This is a genomic window from Rhizobium sp. BK399 (genome assembly GCF_014194695.1).
In the GTDB taxonomy this organism is placed as follows: domain Bacteria; phylum Pseudomonadota; class Alphaproteobacteria; order Rhizobiales; family Rhizobiaceae; genus Rhizobium.
Genome location: NZ_JACIAH010000018.1, coordinates 1 through 18,266, shown reverse-complemented (window position 1 = coordinate 18,266; position 18,266 = coordinate 1). Strand labels below are relative to the sequence as shown.

Below are 18,266 nucleotides of genomic sequence, written 5' to 3'. Positions count from 1 at the left end.
AACCCGAAGCCGCCGTTTTCTGCTAGCTCGGCAGATATTCCTCGCTCCAGGTCTCGCTGATCGCACCGGAGGCAATCAGCCGATCGATCTGGGCGTCGGTGTAGTTCAGGGATTTCAGTACGGCGCGTGTGGACGCCCCGTACTTCTCGGCCGGCGCGACGGCCGTGACCTTGCCGACCGTCGGACGAATAGCGAAGGGATCGAGCTGGGTGACGGTGTGGCCACTCGGATGGTTCGGGAAGATCGAGAAGGAATAGCTGCCACGATCGATCCCCGGCGTAGCGTCGGCAATGCGGGCGCTGCGGCTCCGGACAGTTTCGATATTCTCGCAAAGCGATACGCCGATATCGGCTTCCTGTAGCCGCTGTTGCCAGGTCTCAGCGGATGCAGTCATGAAGGCCCGCGAGAGGTAGGCCTCGCGATCCGATGCCGCCATTTCCGGTATGCCCTCCAACCCTTCAACCTTGCGGAAGCGCGGCAGGTCGGCTTCCGAAGCGCACAAGAGAAGGTGATCCCCTGACGCCGTTTCGTACAGCCGCGACAGGGCATGATAGCCCTTGGTTTCGCGTCCGGACGGCTCGTCGAAGGGACCGCGCCCGGCGTAGTCGTAGCAGAACGGTATCTGCGCGAGGCCGGTCAGCGCCGACAGCGACGTGCGCGGGCGGCCGACGATCCCGGTTCTGGATTTCTGGTAGAGGGCGGCGGCAATGCCGAGCGCCGCACCGAAGCCGCACATGACATCGATGGTGCCGACATGGGCATGTTCCTCCGGCGTTTCCATCGATCCGCCGAAACGCAGCATGATGCCGGTCGCCGATTGAACGAGGTCGTCATAGCCGAGATAGTCGGTGCGCGGGCCGGTTCGCACGCCGCCGAAGCAATCGAGCTGGCAGAAGATCGCTTGGCGGTTGAGCACCTTCAGGCTTTCGGCGTCTAGCCCCATCGCCTTGACCTGCCTGTCGGTGGCATTCCAGACGACGACGTCGGCGGAGCGCACCAACTCCTCGAAGACGACGCGGCCATCGGGCGAACCGATGTTCAGCAGCAAGGACTGTTTGCCACGCATGTGCGACATGCCGAAGATCACGGTGTTCCAACAGTCATAGAGCGGCTTGGCCGGGTCAATCTTGACCACCTCTGCGCCGAAGCGGGCGAGATAGGCGACCGAATGCGGGCCGGCGATCACGTTGCAGAGATCAAGCACCCTGACGCCATCCAACCAGCCACCGGGGGCGTCGGTCGGAACCGGTAAGGAAGGGCGTTCCATCTCCGCAAGCATCGCCAAGGCGTCCTTGGCCGTCCCCCAACGCCGCGGGCGTGGCGCAAGCATGGCTTCGGCGCTCTCCTGTAGCCAGGCCATCGGCCCCGGCTGGGTCATTTGGCCCAGGATCGGATCGTCAACCTCGATCATCAGGCCGGCGGCCCTGGCGTGATCGTCGGCGATCCATTCCTTCAGCCAGCGCTGCGGCGCACCCGGAAACAGCCCTTCCCCGAAGACGCACTCCCATTCGGCCGCCGTCCTGGTCAGGAAAACCTCCTTCATGCGGGCCGCAATCTTGTCTGCCCAGAATTTCGGAAGCGGATAGACGCCGAGCGAAACGTCCGACGACCATTGCGACACCGGCAGATAGGTGTCTTCCTCCTCGCGCAGTCCTTCAGCAACCAGTTCGTCGTAAATGCCGAGGGCTTGCAGGCAGCGCTTCGCATGGTTCTTGTGGCTGGGGCAGACGACGTAGAACATGCGCCCGTCGGCGCACACATAGCTGCGATAAAAGGGATCGAGGAACTCCTGGAGGGCGTCATAGGACATATCCATCGGCAGGCCCTCGCTGCGCCGCCGTTCGATCTCCCGCTCGCGCTGGGTCTGGTAGCGCAGCGGATAGTCGTCGATCAGGATGGAATTGTAGGAGAGGCCCTCCATCACCGCGCTTGCCAGCGGCACTTCGATGTGGTCGCCATGACCCGTGCGCTCCCGCGCCTGAAGCGCCAGCACCGTTGCGGATGCTGCAAGCATGGTGCCGTAGGCGGAGGACAGCGGCAGTGGCGAGAAAGACGGGTTAATGCCCATCAGGACGCGATTGAGGCCCATATCCGTAAAGACGCCGGACGAGGCCGCGATCACCGTCTCAAAGGCCCGCCAGTCGCGACGAAGCTCATCGTCGGAGGCGAAGCCGGGAATCGACAGGGTGATCAGTTCCGGCCGTGCTTTACGCAATTCGGCAAAATCGATCCCGAGTCGGGCAAGCACGCCAGGGCGGAAATTCTCGACGATAATATCGGCCTCGGCCACCAGCGCTTTCGCCTCATCCAAGCCCTGCTGCGATTTGAGATCGAGGGTGACGATCAGCTTGTTGCGGTTGAGGATGGCATTGGCAGGAGTGTCCCAGAGCGGACCACCGGGCGGATCGACATGCACGACGGTCGCGCCGAGATCGCCAAGGATCATGGCGACGGCCGGGCCGGCGATATATTGCCCGAAATCAACCACCCGAACGCCGGAAAGTGGAAGCGCGGAACGTGCGATCGATGTCATTGCTCTTATCTCCCCAAGACTTTTCTATGCGCGCGCATCGGCGACGATCCAGCCGGCCGCCTTTTCGGCGATCATCAGCGTCGGTGCGTTGGTGTTGCCGCTGGTGATCTTTGGCATGACGCCTGCGTCGACGACGCGCAGGCCCTCGATGCCGCGCACCCTGAGACGGCTGTCCACCACTGTCATCGGATCGTCGTCGCGGCCCATCTTCGTCGTCCCGACCGGATGAAAGATGGTGTTGGCGATATCGCCCGCCAGCCGCGCCAGTTCCTCGTCGCTCTGGAACTGCAAGCCGGGCTTCCATTCCTCAGGCTGGTATTTTGCAAGCGCCGGCTGCGACACGATCTTGCGCACTTGCCGCAGGCTCTCGGCGGCAATTCTGCGATCCTCTTCCGTGCTCAGATAATTCGGCGCAATCGCCGGGGCATCCGACGCCTTGCCGGAACGAATGCGCACGTTTCCGACGCTGGCCGGGTTGAGATTGCACACACTCGCGGTGAAGGCGGGTAAGCTGTGCAACGGCTCGCCGAAGGCGTCGAGGCTGAGAGGCTGGACGTGATATTCGAGATTAGCGTGGGCCTGTCTGTCGTCCGACCGGGTGAAAGCGCCGAGCTGCGAGGGCGACATGCTCATCGGGCCGCTGCGTTTCAGAACATATTCGAGCCCGATCATCGCCTTGCCGAATAGGCTGTTGGCGAGCGTGTTCAGCGTTTTTGCATTGCCGACCTTGAAGACGGCGCGGATCTGCAGATGGTCCTGGAGATTTTCCCCGACGCCCGGCAGGTCATGCACAACCTCGATGCCATGTCGCTTCAGCAGTCCGGCGGGGCCGATACCGGACAGTTGCAGGATTTGCGGCGAGCCGATTGCGCCGGCGGACAGGATGACCTCCCTGCGGGCACGGACCTCCGCGCTCTGCCGTTGGCGTTGGACCACGACGCCAGCGCAACGCCTGCGGCCGAAACCGTCGGTTTCCAGGATCAGCCGTTCGACATGGGATTGCGTCCAGACCGCCAGGTTTGGGCGGTTCTTCGCGGGGCGCAAAAAAGCCTTCGACGTATTCCAGCGCCAGCCGGAGCGCTGGTTGACCTCGAAATAGCCGACGCCTTCGTTGTCGCCGCTGTTGAAATCGTTGGAGCGCGGAATGCCGGCCTCGACGGCGGCCTCTGCAAAGGATTCGAGGATCTCCCATTTGAGCCGCTGCTTCTCGATCCGCCACTCGCCGCCGTGGCCGTGCATGTCCGAGAACCGGCTGTTGCCGCCAGTCTTCGGGTCCTCACCGTTGTCCAGCCGGTAATGATCCTCATGCGCCTTGAAATCAGGCAAGCAATTCTGCCAAGACCAGGCGTCATCGCCGGTTGCCGCCGCCCAGCCGTCGAAGTCGCGGGCCTGGCCACGCATATAGATCATGCCGTTGATGGAGGAGCAGCCGCCGAGCGTCTTGCCGCGCGGGTAGCGCAGCGAGCGCCCGTTCAGGCCAGCGTCGGGCTCGGTCTTATACAGCCAGTCGGTGCGCGGATTGCCGATGCAATAAAGATAACCGACGGGAATATGAATCCACGGATAGTCGTCCTTGCGGCCGGCCTCCAAGAGAAGCACCCGCATCGCCGGATCGCGGCTGAGGCGGTTGGCAAGCAGGCAGCCGGCGGAGCCGCCGCCGACAATGATGTAGTCAAAAGCATGCTGTGTAGATAGCGAAGCGTTACGCGTCATTGTGCTGCCCGCCCGTTCAGACGGAACCACCCACACTCATAAGCTTCGACATCCTGTCGCTGCATGCCAGCCTCCCTGCCTACATCGTTCAGAGCCATAGCGGAGGTGCGGTCGGAAAATCCAATGACAAATAATAGAAGGCATTATAAATGAAACTAATATGCTGCAATCGGCCGACCTGAGAACATTGAGGGCATTCGTCACCGTGGCGCGGGAGGGCAACGTCACCCGCGCCGCGGAGCTATTGCACCTCACCCAGCCGGCCGTGACGCTGCAACTGAAACGTCTTGCCGCAGAGACCGGCCTCTCCCTGTTCCGACGGACTTCCACGGGTTTGGAGTTGACGCAGGAGGGCGCGCTGCTGGCTGCCAAGGCCGAGCAGGTGCTGGCGGCGCTGACGGATTTCCGCCAGACAGCCGGGCATCTGGCAACGCGCGTGCGGGGCAAACTCCGGATCGGCACCATCATCGACCCGGAGTTCACGCGACTGGGCGCGTTTCTGAAGGCGCTGATCGAAAACGGACCGAGCATTGAGACAACATTGCGACATGGCATGAGCGGCGATGTGCCGGAAGGGCTTCGGCGGAATGAACTGGATGCCGGATTCTTCCTCGGAGACCCGAGGGACTACGATCCTATAGTCGAGCTTTCTGACGAAACTGCCACCAAACTGTTTTATGGCAAGGAACTGGCACAACTGACCTATCGCGTCGTTGCCCCGCCGTCGCTTGCAAGCTTCGTCCGTGGTGCGGATTGGGTACAGTTGGCAGCACTGCCATGGATCGGCACACCGCCCGCCTCGGTGCATAACCGGCTGCTGGCACGACTGTTCACCGATCTTGGCCTGCGTCAGAACATCGTCTCCCAAGTCGATCAGGAAGCGTCGATGGTCGCCATGGTCCGCACAGGCGTCGGCTTGAGCCTCTGCCGCGAGTCGATCGCCCTCCATGAACAACAGGCCCACGGGCTCTTCATCGCCGATGCGGTGAAAATTTCGACGACATTGAGCTTCATATGCATGGAAGCTCGTAAGGGTGATCCCACTGTTGTGGCCGCATTCGATGCAATCAAACGTGTTTGGGGTTAAGAACCTTGAATTTGCACAACATCTTTCACACGGCCTCGGAGCCAACCCCTCGGACTGGACGACGGGACAGGTAAAAACCCGATACGCTCTGGGTCTCAATCGTAGAGGACTCATGAAGTCCCGAGCGCGATATCGGCGGCGCTCGACCCTGTCTAAGCTGCAGCTTTGCCAGGATATTCGAAACGGCGTACGAGATCACCCACTTACCGCAGCGCGCCTTCAACCGCGCTTCCTGGACGATGCGTTCGATAAAGGAATGGCGGGGCATGGAGCGCTTGTGCCGTGCTGGATCGTAGTTTCGGCTATTTTTGGATACTGTAGCGTGGTTGCGGGGGCCTGACTGCACGGAGACTTGTAAATTCTCCGCCTCAATCCGGCTTTACGGCAACAAATTCCGCTTCGCGTCAGAAGCCTCTCTTGCCTACTCATTTTTGGAGTATCTCGTTTGGGGCCGATGGCCGACCGTCCGCTGCGAGGACATCCAGCACGAAAAACGGACATTAGAGTTCTTGCCGGCAAGGTCTGGGATCGGTCCGAAGTGGACCTAATGTCACAAGACGTTGGCTTCGCCCACTCAAACAAGTCTTCCAATCAACTGGGAAACGCTTAAATGGGGAGGTCGACCTCACTCGTCGCATATCAGGCGTAATACGAAGCAGTGCCGGCATGGAACAGAGGCTTTCGACCCTATGTAAAGCGGACGTTGCTCAGGTCGATGGATACCATCAACGGTTCCTCTACGGCGCTATCATCGGCACCGCGTGCGAAGGTGCGGCGTTTGGTCGGGTACCGGATGCCGTTGGTCTCCCGATAGTCGTAGGCGCGTTGTAGAGCTGCAAAGCCTCCCGCGACATCAACATTATAATCGTGCCGGCGCAGCAACAAATCGTCGCCGAAATAGAAATCCTGCGCTTCGCTATGGGTGGCCACGTGCTGCGGGAAATACGCCCGCAGCCTGTGCCACGTTTCATTCTCTTCGCGCCAGGGTTCCTGCTCTTGGATGACCACGCCCGGAAGAGTGAGCAGGAATGGCGTAGTCAAGTACGTCCACAACGCGTATCCATTAAAATATGCGCGATGAAGTGGATCCCAGTGGGTCGTTTTCCCATGGCCGCCGAATGCGGTACGTGGGTCCAGGCGCTCGGCGATGACCTTGCCGTCTGTCGTCTCAATAGCGATGCGGCCGGAGGTAAAGGCAGTCCGATGGTTGGCAGCGCCAAACGGGATTACTGACGCCTTCTGCTCTGTGAGCGATACCGTTATTTCGCGAGGATCGGCATCTTGGCGAAGACCCTTCATGCCCCAGAAAGCGCCACCCGTAACAATCGTGGCCTCGACAGTGTTGAATCGCTTCCATCGCTCGAGGCCGCCGTGGGCTGCGATGATTCTGTTCAAAAGAAAGGTCATGTCCTGACTCCAAGGAAAAGTACGCGCGCAGCTTGGCGCTGCGGTCGCCTGCCAAGAAACCGCCTCGGCCAAAAAGACGCAGGGCAAAGTTCCTTGAGGCACATTTGCGGAAAGACCCTCATCTACCCGGCCCAATAGGCATGATGCACTACGCACCGAGGGCCCGGTTCAAAAGGGACGGGTGATGTTCACCCGTCCCTGGATGGGGATCGGCTGGGGCGTTGCGTGTTATTTGCTACCTTACCGATCGGAACGCGTTTCGGAGTTCGGTTGCGAACAATCTCGGCTGTTCCCACGCGGCGAAGTGGCCGCCCTTCTCTACTTGATGGTAGTAGATAAGATTGGGATATGCCTTCTGGGTCCAACTTTGCGGCGCCTGATACTGTTCACCTGGGAAGACGCTGACAGCCACCGGGATCTTTACGCCCTTTGCGTTGAAGTAGCCGCCCTTATACTCCCAATAGAGGCGCGACGCGGAGACCCCGGTGTTCGTCAGCCAGTAGAGTGTGATGTTGTCGAGGATCTCGTCCCGAGTCAGCTCGCCAGAGGCGCTTTCGTGTCGGTCAAGGGCCTCGGTGACTGCCTTTGCGGGCTGGCTGCCACCGTCGCCATGATCGAGCATGTAGGAAGCCAGTGCAACGGGCGAATCGGCAAGGCCATACAAGGTCTGGGGCCGGGTTGCCATCAACTGGTAGATTGCCACGTGCTTGTACGTGAAAAGAAGCTGCTCGTAGGCGCGTCTTTCCTCGGCGGAGAGACCGGATGGGGGCGGTTCGCCGGCCAAGGTCGCCTTGTCGATGTCCGCCGGAACCGCCCCTGGCATATTGGTATGGATGGCCTTTAGGCCCTTTGGTGCCTGCAATCCCATTTGGTCAACGACGAACGCGCCCCAATCGCCACCCTGCGCCACATAGTTCTGATAGCCGAGCCGCTTCATCAGCACGTCCCAGGCACGGGCCATGTGTTCTGGTCCCCATCCGGTCACTGTGGGCTTTCCGGAGAAGCCATAGCCGGGCATCGACGGGATCACGACGTCGAAGGCATCAGAGGCTTTTCCGCCGTATGCCGTTGGATTGACGAGCGGGTCGATGATCTTCAGCTGCTCGATGATCGAACCCGGCCAACCGTGTGTCACGATGAGCGGTAGCGCGTTTTTATGCTTGGAGCGGACATGGATGAAATGAATGTCCAACCCGTCGATTTCGGTTGTGAACTGCGGATAAGAGTTGAGCTTCGCCTCGACCTTGTGCCAATCGTAATCCGTCGCCCAGTAGCGGGCCAGTTCCCGGATTTTCGAAAGTTGCACGCCTTGCGAACTGTCTGCGACCGTTTCCTTCTCCGGCCAACGGGTCTCTAGGATGCGCTCCCGGAGGTTCGCCAGCTGCGTCTCGGACGCGGTGTATTTGAAGGGTCGAATTGACAGGTCCGCTGCACCAGCTTGCAGTGGCAAGAAGGTCGCTGAGCCGATCAACGCGACGGCTGCGATAAGATTTCGAAGAGGTATTCGCATCCTCTTGTCGTTGGTTGACTGCTTCAGGATCTCGGTCATGGGTCTATTTTCCTTCGATGACGTCGGTGTTGTTAATGCGGCTAAGCGTTCGGAATGAAAGGACGCTGGCTCGCATGGGCTTTTCCGTTCTCAAGTGCGACTACGCCTCGTCCGGTCCGGACCGGAAGACGAGAAACTTGTTGCCCTCCGGATCGCGGAAGTATGCGCAATAGGGGCCGTCGCCGTTTTCGCCCCTTGAACCGGGTGCGCCTTCGTCCGATCCGCCTGCCGCCAAGGCGACGGAATAGGCTTCGTTGACCTGCGAACGGGAGCGCGCTTCGAAGGCGACCATGCCGCCATTGCCCAGCGTAGCCGGATGCCCGTTGAACGGCTTGACGACACCGAACTCGAGCGTGCGGTGGCCGTAGTAAACTGCACGGTTGGGCTGGACGAGAACGCGGCCAATGCCGAACACGGCGAACAGCCTGTCGTAGAATTCCCCAGCGGCGTCGAGATCGTTCGTGCCCACGGTCGAATGTCCCGGCAGGCCGCGGACCTTCTCGGGTTGAGTTGCTCTGTCTCGAATTGCTGTTACTTGGTTCATGTGACCATTCCATCTTGCTATGGCAGTCGAGGCATCGGCCTCCTGCTCGCGTTGGACGCGGGCCAAGCTCTGTCGGGAGTTCCTCGGTCCGCGAATGGGGTAAATTTAAGCGCGATGATCAGTGGTCGGTACTCAGGGAAACTGAGAGTCTCCCTCTCGTTTCGATGTCTTGGGGAGCAGATAGCGAGCGGCGGGTTCGCCATTGACCGATTGAGCCAGTAGGGCTGTTCGAGCGCTCTCGTAGCGCCTCCAAAGATGGGAGTGTTTCAGTGAAGGCATGGTGACTGTTTCTCGGCGGTCGAATCCGACCAGCGCCGCGTCCACGAGATCGTTTGCCGTCATCATGCCGGGAACGGTTTCGGGCTCCTGATCGGGGAAGGGCCACACGTCGGTGCGGGTTGCAGCAGCAAGGACGAGCTGGACGTAGACCCCAAATTCAGACACCTCATCCTGCATCGTACGGGTCAGGGCCATCACAAACGCTCTGGTCGCACCATCTGCGCCACTCGAGATTTCAGGGGCAAGACCGACCGCCGACGTCACGTTGATGATCGCACCTTGTCGACGTGACCTCAGGCTACGAAGCGCAGCCGCCGAAATGCGCGCGTAAGCTCTCACATTGATACCAAGCAGACGGTCGAGAGCGTTCGAGCGCTCTGTGGTCAATGATCGGCCGGGAGGAAGGGCGAGATTGTTTACGACGACGTCAAAACACTCTGCGCCGATGCGGGCTTCGACTTCGTCAAGGCAGCGACTTTTCGAGAGGTCGCCAGGGAAAACCTCGACCTCAACGGCGGTTTCTGCGCGCAGCATCCGGGCAAAGTCGGTTGATCGATCCGCTCCACCAGCGAGCAAGGTGACATTGTATCCTCGTCGTGCGAATCGATCCGCATAGAGCATTCCGATCGTGCAGGATGCGCAAGTGACAAGAGCTTTGGGATTGGGTTGCGACATGGAGTTTATCCTTTCGCAACAGGTGTATGTCGTTCGCGCGGGCTGCGGGACTTGCCGAATTCGAGAGGCTCCCTCTCACATTTTTCCGCGTGCCCCTGACCGCGGAGACCGGCTTTTTGCCGGACATCATTAAGCCACCACTATTCAAAGTTCTCTCGTGAGCTGATCTACTTAGATGGCGTGCCAAGGTCGCTATTGTAGGTTTTGGTGTTCGCTCTCAGCCGCGGCAAGGCCCAATCAATGAACGTACGCACCTTTAGGGCAAGAAGTCCCTGGCGGGGGTAGACGATGTGGATCGGATATGGATCGCCGCCGAACTCCTTGAGGATCGGCACGAGAGTGCCAGAGGACAGTTCGTCTGGCACTTGGTAGTCGAATAGACGTGCGATACCAGCGCCTCTTAGCGCTGCGGCGACACAGTTGGCTGCTGTGTTGACCTGGAGTCGGTTGCGCGGAATGGCTTCTACAGGCTTGCCGTCGACGTTGAATGTCCAAAAGAACGTCTGTTTATCAAAGATAATTCCATCATGCCGCGTAAGCTCACTGGGATGCGCGGGAATCCCATAACGCTCAAGGTAGGCTGGGCTGGCGCAAGTCAGCACACGAAATTCACCCGCCTTTACTGCGTAGAGGGAACTGTCAGCGAGATCACCAAGCCGTATCGCGACATCCACGCCTTCCGCGGTGAGGTGAATAGTGCGGTCGAGGGACAGAAGATTCAATGATACCTCGGGGTACTTCTCCATAAAGCTCACGGCGATGGGAAGGACATATCGGCACCCGAATTCGATAGGCATCGTGATCGTCAACGTCCCGCGAGGCGCCTGATACTCACCAGAGGCGCGGCGTTCGGCTTCCTCGAGATCCGTGATGATCTTGCGGGCAGCTTCCGCGTACTCGCGCCCTGCATCGGTGAGCTGCACATTCCGGCTAGTGCGGATGATGAGACTTGCCCCAAGGAGCCGCTCAAGATCGGCAACCTTGCGGCTCACACTTGGCAGCGGGGCGTTGAGGACCTTGCTGCCGGCCGACAAGCTGCCCGCATCGACCACGGCAAGGAACACCCTCATTGCATCAAGACGGTCCATGACACACCGCGCAAGTGTTTGATGCCTTGTTGGTAGTGCAAATCAGAGCTGCTGACCAGACGCCTAGGCAAGAGGCCGCTCACTTGTGACATTCGATCTGATTTGAATGTTCGCTCCGCGCCCACGTGGGCGCATATGGTCCAGGGCTACGGCGACAGATGCCTCTTACGACGGCCTTGGATTCCAGCGACGAGGTGCTAAGGGACTAGGTTCGCTCTTCACACGCGAGAAGTCCATCTCGCCAGTCTCTCGCTTGCGATTTCGTGTCGCTCGGCCGATGTCCCGATCTCGCGAAGCTTTTCGCGAATAAAGCGAATGTGGTTGCGCATGGCTGTGGCTGCTCTGTCGGAGTCATGCGCTGAAACGGCGTTTAGGATTTCCCGATGCTGCTCCAGCACCATCTGTCGATCGGTCGAGCCCCTGACGCCATTGCTCTCGTCAAACAGCACGAGGCGCGTGTGCAGCAGCTCCTGCTGCATGATGACCTTCAGCGAATACGAAATATGCGTGATAACGATGTTATGCGACGCTTCCGCGAGAGCCATGTGAAAATCAGCGTCCAGTGAGGACTCCTCGCTCTGGTCTTTCGCCAGATGAGCCGCTTCCATCCGCTCAAAAATGAGCTTCAAAGCGCGAATATCCGGATGCGTCGCGCGCGCTGCGGCCAAATGGGCTACCGAGCTTTCAAATTCGCACCTGAACTCCATGAAATCATCCATGGCTTGCGTGTTTTCCCGGAGAAGGGAGGCCAGGGGGTCAGTCATTTCGGCACCTATTACCTCGTTAACGTAGTTTCCGCCGCCTTGCGTTGAGCGAATCAGGTTCTTTGCGCCAAGAACCTTAAGGGCATCCCGCAATATGTTGCGCGAAACGCCAAAATCCTCTGCCAATATTCTTTCCGGAGGTAGCTTCTCCCCCGGTCTCATGACGCCGGTAATAATAAGTCGTTCAATATGCTTCTGCACGATCTCTGACGTCTTTGGATATTCAATGGCTGATACGGGGGATCTTTTGGCAGTATCAGACTGTTCTTTTTTGTACGTCATTTCATCATCAGACTTACTCAATGGCGGCTGCTCCATTGTGTTGCATGGCGCCCTGTCGGTCGCGTCTGTCGCTATAGTAACGCAATCGCCTTATCGATGCGTAAGCAAAAATTGGTTTACAAAAAGAACCAATAGTGTTAGTTCGGGCAAATCCACTTGGCGTAGGGAGGCGCAGGATGAAACGAATTTTGATGCCAGTTGCAGCAGCACTCATCGGTGGTCTTTGCAGCTTGAGTAGCGCGGTAGCCCAGGAAAAGGCCGTCGCGATGAGCTTTGGAGGTTCGACAATTGAATTGTGGAACGACATTATCGTGCAGATGAAACCGGCCCTCGCAGCCGAGGGATATCGGCTGATCACGCACGATCCGCAGTTCCGGGTCGAGCAGCAGGTTCAGGACTGGCGCGCATGGATAGCGCAGGGCGAGGTCAAGGCAATCATGGGCTGGCCCATCAACTCGGATGCGTTGGTCCCGGTCACTCGACAGGCCGAAGAAGCCGGCATCCCTGTCATAGGCTATGCGGCCTCTTGGGAGGGCGTCTCCGCGGCAATGCTGACGATGCCCGAGCAGGACGGGCGCGACATCGCCAAGTATGCGGTGGAATGGATCAAGAAAAATCACGGCAGCGAGCCGGTAACGATCGGCCTCCTCAGCGATGAGCAGAACGATCTGACGCGGCAGCGGGTGGAGGGCATTGAGAAGCAGATCAGCGAAAGCCTGCTGAATGCCCAGATATTCAAGCTGGCATCGATCAGCCGGGAAGAGGGCTACAACGCCGCCCGCCAGCAGTTGACGGCACACCCGGACACGACCGTCTGGCTTTCGTACTCGAACGAGAACCTGAAGGGTGCTTACAAGGCTCTCGTGGATAGCGGCATTGCCGCCAATGATCCCAAGATATTCATGGCCGCCATGGATGTGACCAATGAGGATCTCGATATGATCAAGAGCCCAGGCAGCATCTATCGGATGGCGTTTGCGTTCCGCAGTTCGACGCTGGCGAAGGTGAATACCGAGCTTCTCCTGGCTGGAGCTCGCGGCCAGCCACTTAAGAACCAGTATGTAAGGCCTGACCTGGTGACGCCCGAAACCGCCGACAGCTTCTACGTTGGAAATCGGTAAATCAAGGCCTGGTGCACCGGTGGTGCCGGCCTTCCGTATCGCCCAAAGTGCTCGCGCCTGACCTACCGAACCTGAACGATCATCGAGATGCGTTCACGATCGAAGGCGCGTGCGCTTTCCCTCCAACTGCTAGGGGTGACCCAGTGGCAAATACCATTTTTGAACTCCACGACGTGCATGTCCAATTTGGCGGGCTGACTGCCCTGCATGACGAGTCGTTCGAAGTTCGCGCCGGTGAAATTATTGGCCTGCTCGGCCACAACGGCGCGGGAAAGTCGACCCTCGTAAACGTAGCGACCGGCGCCGTACGCCCGCAGAACGGCACGATGAAAATTGACGGCAAGCCGCTCGAGTTGGCGGGAAATCCCAGAACCGTCGAACAAGCCGGGATCAAGGTGATCCATCAGTTTCCGGCCTTGATCGATGAATTGTCCATCGCCGACAATATTACACTCTGCCGGCCCGAGGAGCGGCTGTCGCCGACCGCCCGCGGCGAGGTCGCCCGCAATGCGCTGGCGCTCTTGGGCGCGGAACTGGACGTCGAGCGCCCCGTGCACACGTTGGAATTCGGCGAGCGCCAGATTGTCGATCTGGCTCGGGCCCTCTCGACAGAGTTGAAGGTCCTGTTCCTGGATGAGCCAACGGGCGCCCTCGGGCAGCACGAGGCCGATCAACTGCACGATCTGTTGCGGCGCCTCGCCGCCGAAGGCCGCGGCATAGTGTACGTCTCGCATCGGCTGCGCGACATTCTCTCGGTCTGCACCCGGCTCGTCGTGCTTCGTGGTGGTCGCGTCGTGATGAACGAGAGGGCCGATCGCTTTAATGTCGCCGATTTGTCCTCGGCGCTCGCGCCCGGATTGGAGACTTCGGCAGCTCCCACCGCCGCGCGGTCGCCATCAACGAAGGGAAAGCACTCTCTCGGGATAGAATTCGGTGAGTGGAATATTCCGGTTCACAAGGGAGAAATCCTCGGCCTGTTTGGCATGGCCGCCGGCCCCCAGTTCCGCCTGCTCGACGCGCTGTACGGGATTGCCGATGAGAACGCGCAGATCACGCACGGCGATCGGAGGATGCATTGCCGCAGTCCCCACGAAGCGATTTCACAGGGCATCTATTACGTCGGCGCCAACCGGGAACGAGACGGCCTTGTCTCGGAGATGTCCGCGCTCGACAATCTGGTTCTGCCTTGGATTCATCATTACACGCGGTTTGCCACCTATTCACGCTCGCTCGCGGAGGAGACTTACAGGCGCGCCGAAAGAGTGTTGAATCTCAGAGGTGGGCATATCGATGCTCCGGTAACCGCGTTGAGCGGTGGCAATCGACAGAAGATCTTCCTCGGTCGCTGGCTGTTTGGCGAGAACCCGCAACTGCTTCTATTGGCCCAGCCGACCCAGGGGGTCGATGTCGGCGCTCGCGCGGATATTGCGGCGGCGCTCAGGGAATTGTCCGCAGCCGGGGTGACGGTCCTCGTTGCGTCGACGGAGGCGGATGAGATCGAGCTCTTATGCGACCGCGCCCTGACACTTCACGGTAGCGAATGTGTCGAGACGCTTCCTGGGCCGGACTGGTCAGAACGTCTTCTCAGGTCACTCGTCGAGATCGTGTCGACCCATTAAGGAGATCGAAGTGAATACGAAAGCTATGACTTACATCGTTGCGCGCAATGGAACGTGGGCGGGCTGCCTCTGCCTGTTTCTGCTGTTCTATTACTGGAACCAAAACTTCCTTTCGTTCGGCAACTTGCGCAATATCGGCGAGGCTCTGTCCGCCCTCGGTGTTGTCGCCATCCCGCTTGCGCTCCTGGTGATCGCCGGCGGTGTCGATCTCTCCGTCGGCTCGGTCGCAAGCCTCTCGGGAGTCGTCGGCGCTCTCGTCATGATCCATACCGGGTCGCCATTGCTCGGCATCGTCAGCGGGCTTTCCGTCGGCGTTGTTGCCGGCATAGTGAATGGCCTGCTGGTCAGCTATTTCAAGTTCAACTCGATTGTCATCACGCTTGGCGCGCTGTCGGTATGGGGTGGCCTTGCCCTTCATCTCACCGGTGGACGGACCGTTGCCGGCTTGCCTGCGGCCTTTACCAATCTCGGCGTCATTCGAGTGGCCGGCATCTCGCTCGACATCCTTATTCTGATGCTGGCCATCGTTTACGGCTTCGTGATGCTCGGACTGCTGCCCTATGGCCGCAAGCTTCGGGCGGTCGGCGGGAGTAATCGCGCCGCCTTCCTGATGGGCATTCCAGTCGAACGGGTGCAGTTTCTGATGTTTGTTCAGGTCGGCGTCGCGGCGTCCCTGGCGGGCCTGGTGCTGGCGTCAAAGCTGGCGGCGGCAACTCCGATTACCGGACAGGGAATGGAGATCAACGCTCTGACGGTTGTCTTGCTCGGTGGGGTGGCCTTCACGGGCGGCGTCGGGCGCATCAGCGGCGTGCTGGCCGGCCTGTTCTTTGTCGGGGTGCTGCGCAACGGACTGGTATTCATGGGGACATCGCAGTTTCTCCAGCAGATACTGATCGGGCTCACGCTGATTATAGCCGTTGCCTTCGATGATACCGTGCGACGTTTCCTGAAGAACCAGTGGGACTGGAAGAAGAACCCGGCGCCCGTAGTTGTTCCGGTCAAGAATTGATCGGGTGTATAACCAGTCACAACCTTCTGAAAGGGGAGAGAAATAGATGAAAACATTTCCGCGCGAGAAAGCGACCATCACCGAGTTCGGCGCACACATCGAGCCGGGACTGGTCGTCGATCAGGGTGAAAAATTTACGATCCAGACGATCGACAATTTTTGGGATGAGCTCGGCACGCCGGAGGCCCGTGTCAACCCCAGTGCCAAGAGCGTGAAGGCGTTGCAGGTCTTCCGCGCCAACCCTGTCGGTGGCCCAGTCTTCGTCAATGGCGTCGAGCCAGGCGACACCATGGTCGTCGATATCGAGAAAATTGCGGTCCGGGACTGGGGATGGACCGGCACGATCGCCGGTTTCGGGCAGCTTGCTGGCCTGTCCTATTTCGCCGATATTGATGAAAACTTCTCGACCGTGATCAAGCATGTGCCGGGTGCATCCGGCACCCTGGACGACGGCTATGCCGTCATGAATGTGGGCAGGGAGGTCCGGTGGCCGCTTGCGCCGTTCCTCGGCGTCATCGTCACCGCGCCGGAACGCGGTTCGGAGAACACCGTAACCTCGCAAGGACCCTGGGGCGGCAACCTCGATGTCCGAGACGTCCGCGCCGGTCACAAGATCCATTTGAATGCGTCTCATTCCGGCGGGCTGCTATTTCTGGGGGACGTTCACGCCTCGCAGGGAGACTCCGAGCTTACCGGCATTGCCAACGAGACGGCGGCAGACGTCACCGCATCAGTGAGTGTCATCAAGGGCAAGCAAGTTCCCGGCGTGATGCGGATCGAGAAACCGAATTCGCTGGTGCAGGTCGACTCGGCTCGCAATGCCGGCAACCCGGATCGGGCGCTCTCGCACTGCTTCATCAACATGATCAAGTGGCTGGTCGAAGACTACAACATGAGCAAACGAGAGGCCTATCTTCATATGACGGCGAATTCGCTTGTCAGGATCAACGTGTACCAGTGCACCACCGGGTTCTTCACGTGCGGTGTAGAATTCCCGAAAGAATGCCTCTGAGTTGACTTCAGAGGTGAGACCGTGGCGTCGGGGACTGCGAGGAAAGCTCTCGTCGCCCCCGCCCGGTAGAGCATGCAAACGAGATTGCGGAGAGTAAAAGTAGTGAGCACGTTGCTGACCATTGATGATCTCAAGCGACAGGCGCGGCGCCGTGTCCCGAAAATGTTCTTCGACTATGCCGATTCCGGTTCTTGGACAGAGGCCACCTATCGCGCCAACGAAGAGGATTTCGCCAAGATAAAGCTGCGCCAACGCGTGCTGGTCGACATGACGAACCGATCACTCGAAAGTACGATGATCGGCGAGAAGGTGTCGATGCCGATAGCTCTTGCCCCGACCGGGCTGACGGGAATGCAACATGCTGACGGCGAGATACTCGCCGCGCAAGCGGCCGAAGAATTCGGCGTTCCCTTTACGCTGTCCACGATGAGCATTTGTTCGATCGAGGACGTCGCCGCGGCGACGAAGAAGCCATTCTGGTTCCAGCTCTACGTCATGCGCGACCGTGACTTCGTTGCGTCTCTGATCGATCGTGCCAAGGATGCCGGCTGCTCGGCCTTGGTACTCACGCTCGACCTGCAGATCCTCGGGCAGCGTCACAAGGATTTGCGGAACGGTCTTTCGACCCCACCAAAGTTCACGCCGAAGCACGTCTGGCAGGTTGCGACCCGCCCTCGTTGGCTCGTCGGGATGATGGGCACGCGGCGCAGGACTTTTCGCAATATCGCTTGCCACGCCAAAGGCGTAACAGATCTGTCATCGCTGGCGGTATGGACGGCCGAGCAGTTCGATCCGCGCCTGTCGTGGAAGGATGTCGCCTGGATCAAGGAGCGCTGGGGCGGCAAGCTCATCCTGAAGGGAATTCTCGACCCGGACGACGCCAGGATGGCCGCCGAGGCCGGAGCCGATGCCATTGTTGTTTCCAACCACGGCGGCCGCCAACTTGATGGTGCGCCTTCCTCCATCTCTGTCCTGCCCAGGGTTGTCGAGGCGGTAGGCGATCGGGTCGAGGTTCATTTCGATGGCGGCATCCGGTCAGGACAGGATGTACTGAAGGCGCTTTGCCTGGGTGCCAAGGGCACATTTATCGGGCGACCGTTTCTTTACGGCCTGGGCGCCGGCGGAAAGGATGGCGTGAAGCTCACCCTGGATATCCTCCGCAAGGAACTGGATACGACGCTCGCGCTATGTGGCAAGCGTGACATTACCGAGGTTGGTAAGAGCTTGTTGTACGATTGAGGTCATTCACGGCGCCGGAGCGCGGCCAAGTCGCGACGCTCCAAAGGATTGCGGCTACCCTGCGCATACTTGGAAGCAGGATAAATTCAAGAAAAAATGCTGCCGCGATCCCAATTCCGAAAACGATCAAGCAGGCGGCGAGACGCGCGGAAGTGGAACGCCGCCGAATGGCTCTCTGCGGAATTCGAAACCACTCACCGGTCAGTCTGTAATTTAAGGAGGATGGCACATGCCCATTTCCAAGATACTCGTTGCCAACCGTTCGGAAATTGCCATCCGCGTGTTTCGCGCGGCCAACGAGCTCGGGATAAAAACGGTCGCGATATGGGCGGAAGAAGATAAACT

At 59.4% G+C, this 18,266-nt stretch carries 14 protein-coding genes; 6 read left to right on the top strand and 8 right to left on the bottom strand.

Annotated elements, in window-relative coordinates:
* Positions 1-22: 22 nt before the first annotated feature.
* A complete protein-coding gene (locus FHT97_RS25860) occupies positions 23-2,533 on the bottom strand; it encodes a CoA transferase (RefSeq protein ID WP_183864687.1) in 2,511 nt (836 codons plus the stop codon).
* 24 nt (positions 2,534-2,557) lie between these two features.
* Positions 2,558-4,246: a GMC family oxidoreductase N-terminal domain-containing protein gene (locus FHT97_RS25855; RefSeq protein ID WP_183864686.1), complete on the bottom strand. Its 1,689-nt coding sequence runs from the start codon at positions 4,244-4,246 to the stop codon at positions 2,558-2,560.
* A gap of 160 nt (positions 4,247-4,406) precedes the next feature.
* On the opposite strand from FHT97_RS25855, the gene FHT97_RS25850 reads away from it, so the two are divergent.
* Positions 4,407-5,333, top strand: coding sequence for a LysR family transcriptional regulator (locus FHT97_RS25850; protein ID WP_183864685.1), 927 nt, complete (start codon positions 4,407-4,409; stop codon positions 5,331-5,333).
* A 687-nt stretch (positions 5,334-6,020) separates the two neighbouring features.
* Here FHT97_RS25850 and FHT97_RS25845 read toward each other — a convergent pair.
* From FHT97_RS25845 to FHT97_RS25820, 6 genes are all read right to left on the bottom strand, one after another.
* Positions 6,021-6,740 (bottom strand): hypothetical protein, encoded by a 720-nt coding sequence (locus FHT97_RS25845; RefSeq protein WP_183864684.1) that lies wholly within the window; start codon positions 6,738-6,740, stop codon positions 6,021-6,023.
* Between the two features lie 235 nt (positions 6,741-6,975).
* Complete coding sequence (locus FHT97_RS25840) at positions 6,976-8,289, bottom strand: epoxide hydrolase family protein (RefSeq protein ID WP_183864683.1); 1,314 nt, start codon at positions 8,287-8,289, stop codon at positions 6,976-6,978.
* 100 nt (positions 8,290-8,389) lie between these two features.
* Positions 8,390-8,833, bottom strand: a complete 444-nt coding sequence (locus FHT97_RS25835) for a VOC family protein (RefSeq protein ID WP_183864682.1) — start codon at positions 8,831-8,833, stop codon at positions 8,390-8,392.
* Positions 8,834-8,965: 132 nt separating this feature from the next.
* Positions 8,966-9,787 carry an SDR family NAD(P)-dependent oxidoreductase gene (locus tag FHT97_RS25830; RefSeq protein WP_183864681.1) on the bottom strand — a complete coding sequence of 274 codons (822 nt, stop codon included), beginning with the start codon at positions 9,785-9,787 and terminating at the stop codon, positions 8,966-8,968.
* A 167-nt stretch (positions 9,788-9,954) separates the two neighbouring features.
* Positions 9,955-10,875, bottom strand: a complete 921-nt coding sequence (locus FHT97_RS25825) for a LysR substrate-binding domain-containing protein (protein WP_183864680.1) — start codon at positions 10,873-10,875, stop codon at positions 9,955-9,957.
* 218 nt (positions 10,876-11,093) lie between these two features.
* Complete coding sequence (locus FHT97_RS25820) at positions 11,094-11,942, bottom strand: FadR/GntR family transcriptional regulator (protein ID WP_183864679.1); 849 nt, start codon at positions 11,940-11,942, stop codon at positions 11,094-11,096.
* 155 nt (positions 11,943-12,097) lie between these two features.
* Between FHT97_RS25820 and FHT97_RS25815 the strand changes: the two genes are divergently transcribed.
* The 5 genes from FHT97_RS25815 (at position 12,098) to FHT97_RS25795 (ending at position 17,921) form a co-directional block, all read left to right on the top strand.
* Entirely contained in the window at positions 12,098-13,042 is a 945-nt protein-coding gene (locus tag FHT97_RS25815) for a sugar ABC transporter substrate-binding protein (RefSeq protein WP_183864678.1), read from the top strand.
* 143 nt (positions 13,043-13,185) lie between these two features.
* The gene (locus FHT97_RS25810; RefSeq protein ID WP_183864677.1) at positions 13,186-14,661 is read left to right on the top strand and encodes a sugar ABC transporter ATP-binding protein; all 1,476 of its coding nucleotides are present in this window, start codon (positions 13,186-13,188) and stop codon (positions 14,659-14,661) included.
* Positions 14,662-14,671: 10 nt separating this feature from the next.
* Positions 14,672-15,670: an ABC transporter permease gene (locus tag FHT97_RS25805; protein ID WP_183864676.1), complete on the top strand. Its 999-nt coding sequence runs from the start codon at positions 14,672-14,674 to the stop codon at positions 15,668-15,670.
* Between the two features lie 46 nt (positions 15,671-15,716).
* On the top strand, positions 15,717-16,682 hold the full coding sequence (locus FHT97_RS25800) for an acetamidase/formamidase family protein (RefSeq protein ID WP_183864675.1): 966 nt from the start codon (positions 15,717-15,719) through the stop codon (positions 16,680-16,682).
* 72 nt (positions 16,683-16,754) lie between these two features.
* Complete coding sequence (locus tag FHT97_RS25795; protein WP_183864674.1) at positions 16,755-17,921, top strand: alpha-hydroxy acid oxidase; 1,167 nt, start codon at positions 16,755-16,757, stop codon at positions 17,919-17,921.
* Positions 17,922-18,266: the final 345 nt, after the last annotated feature.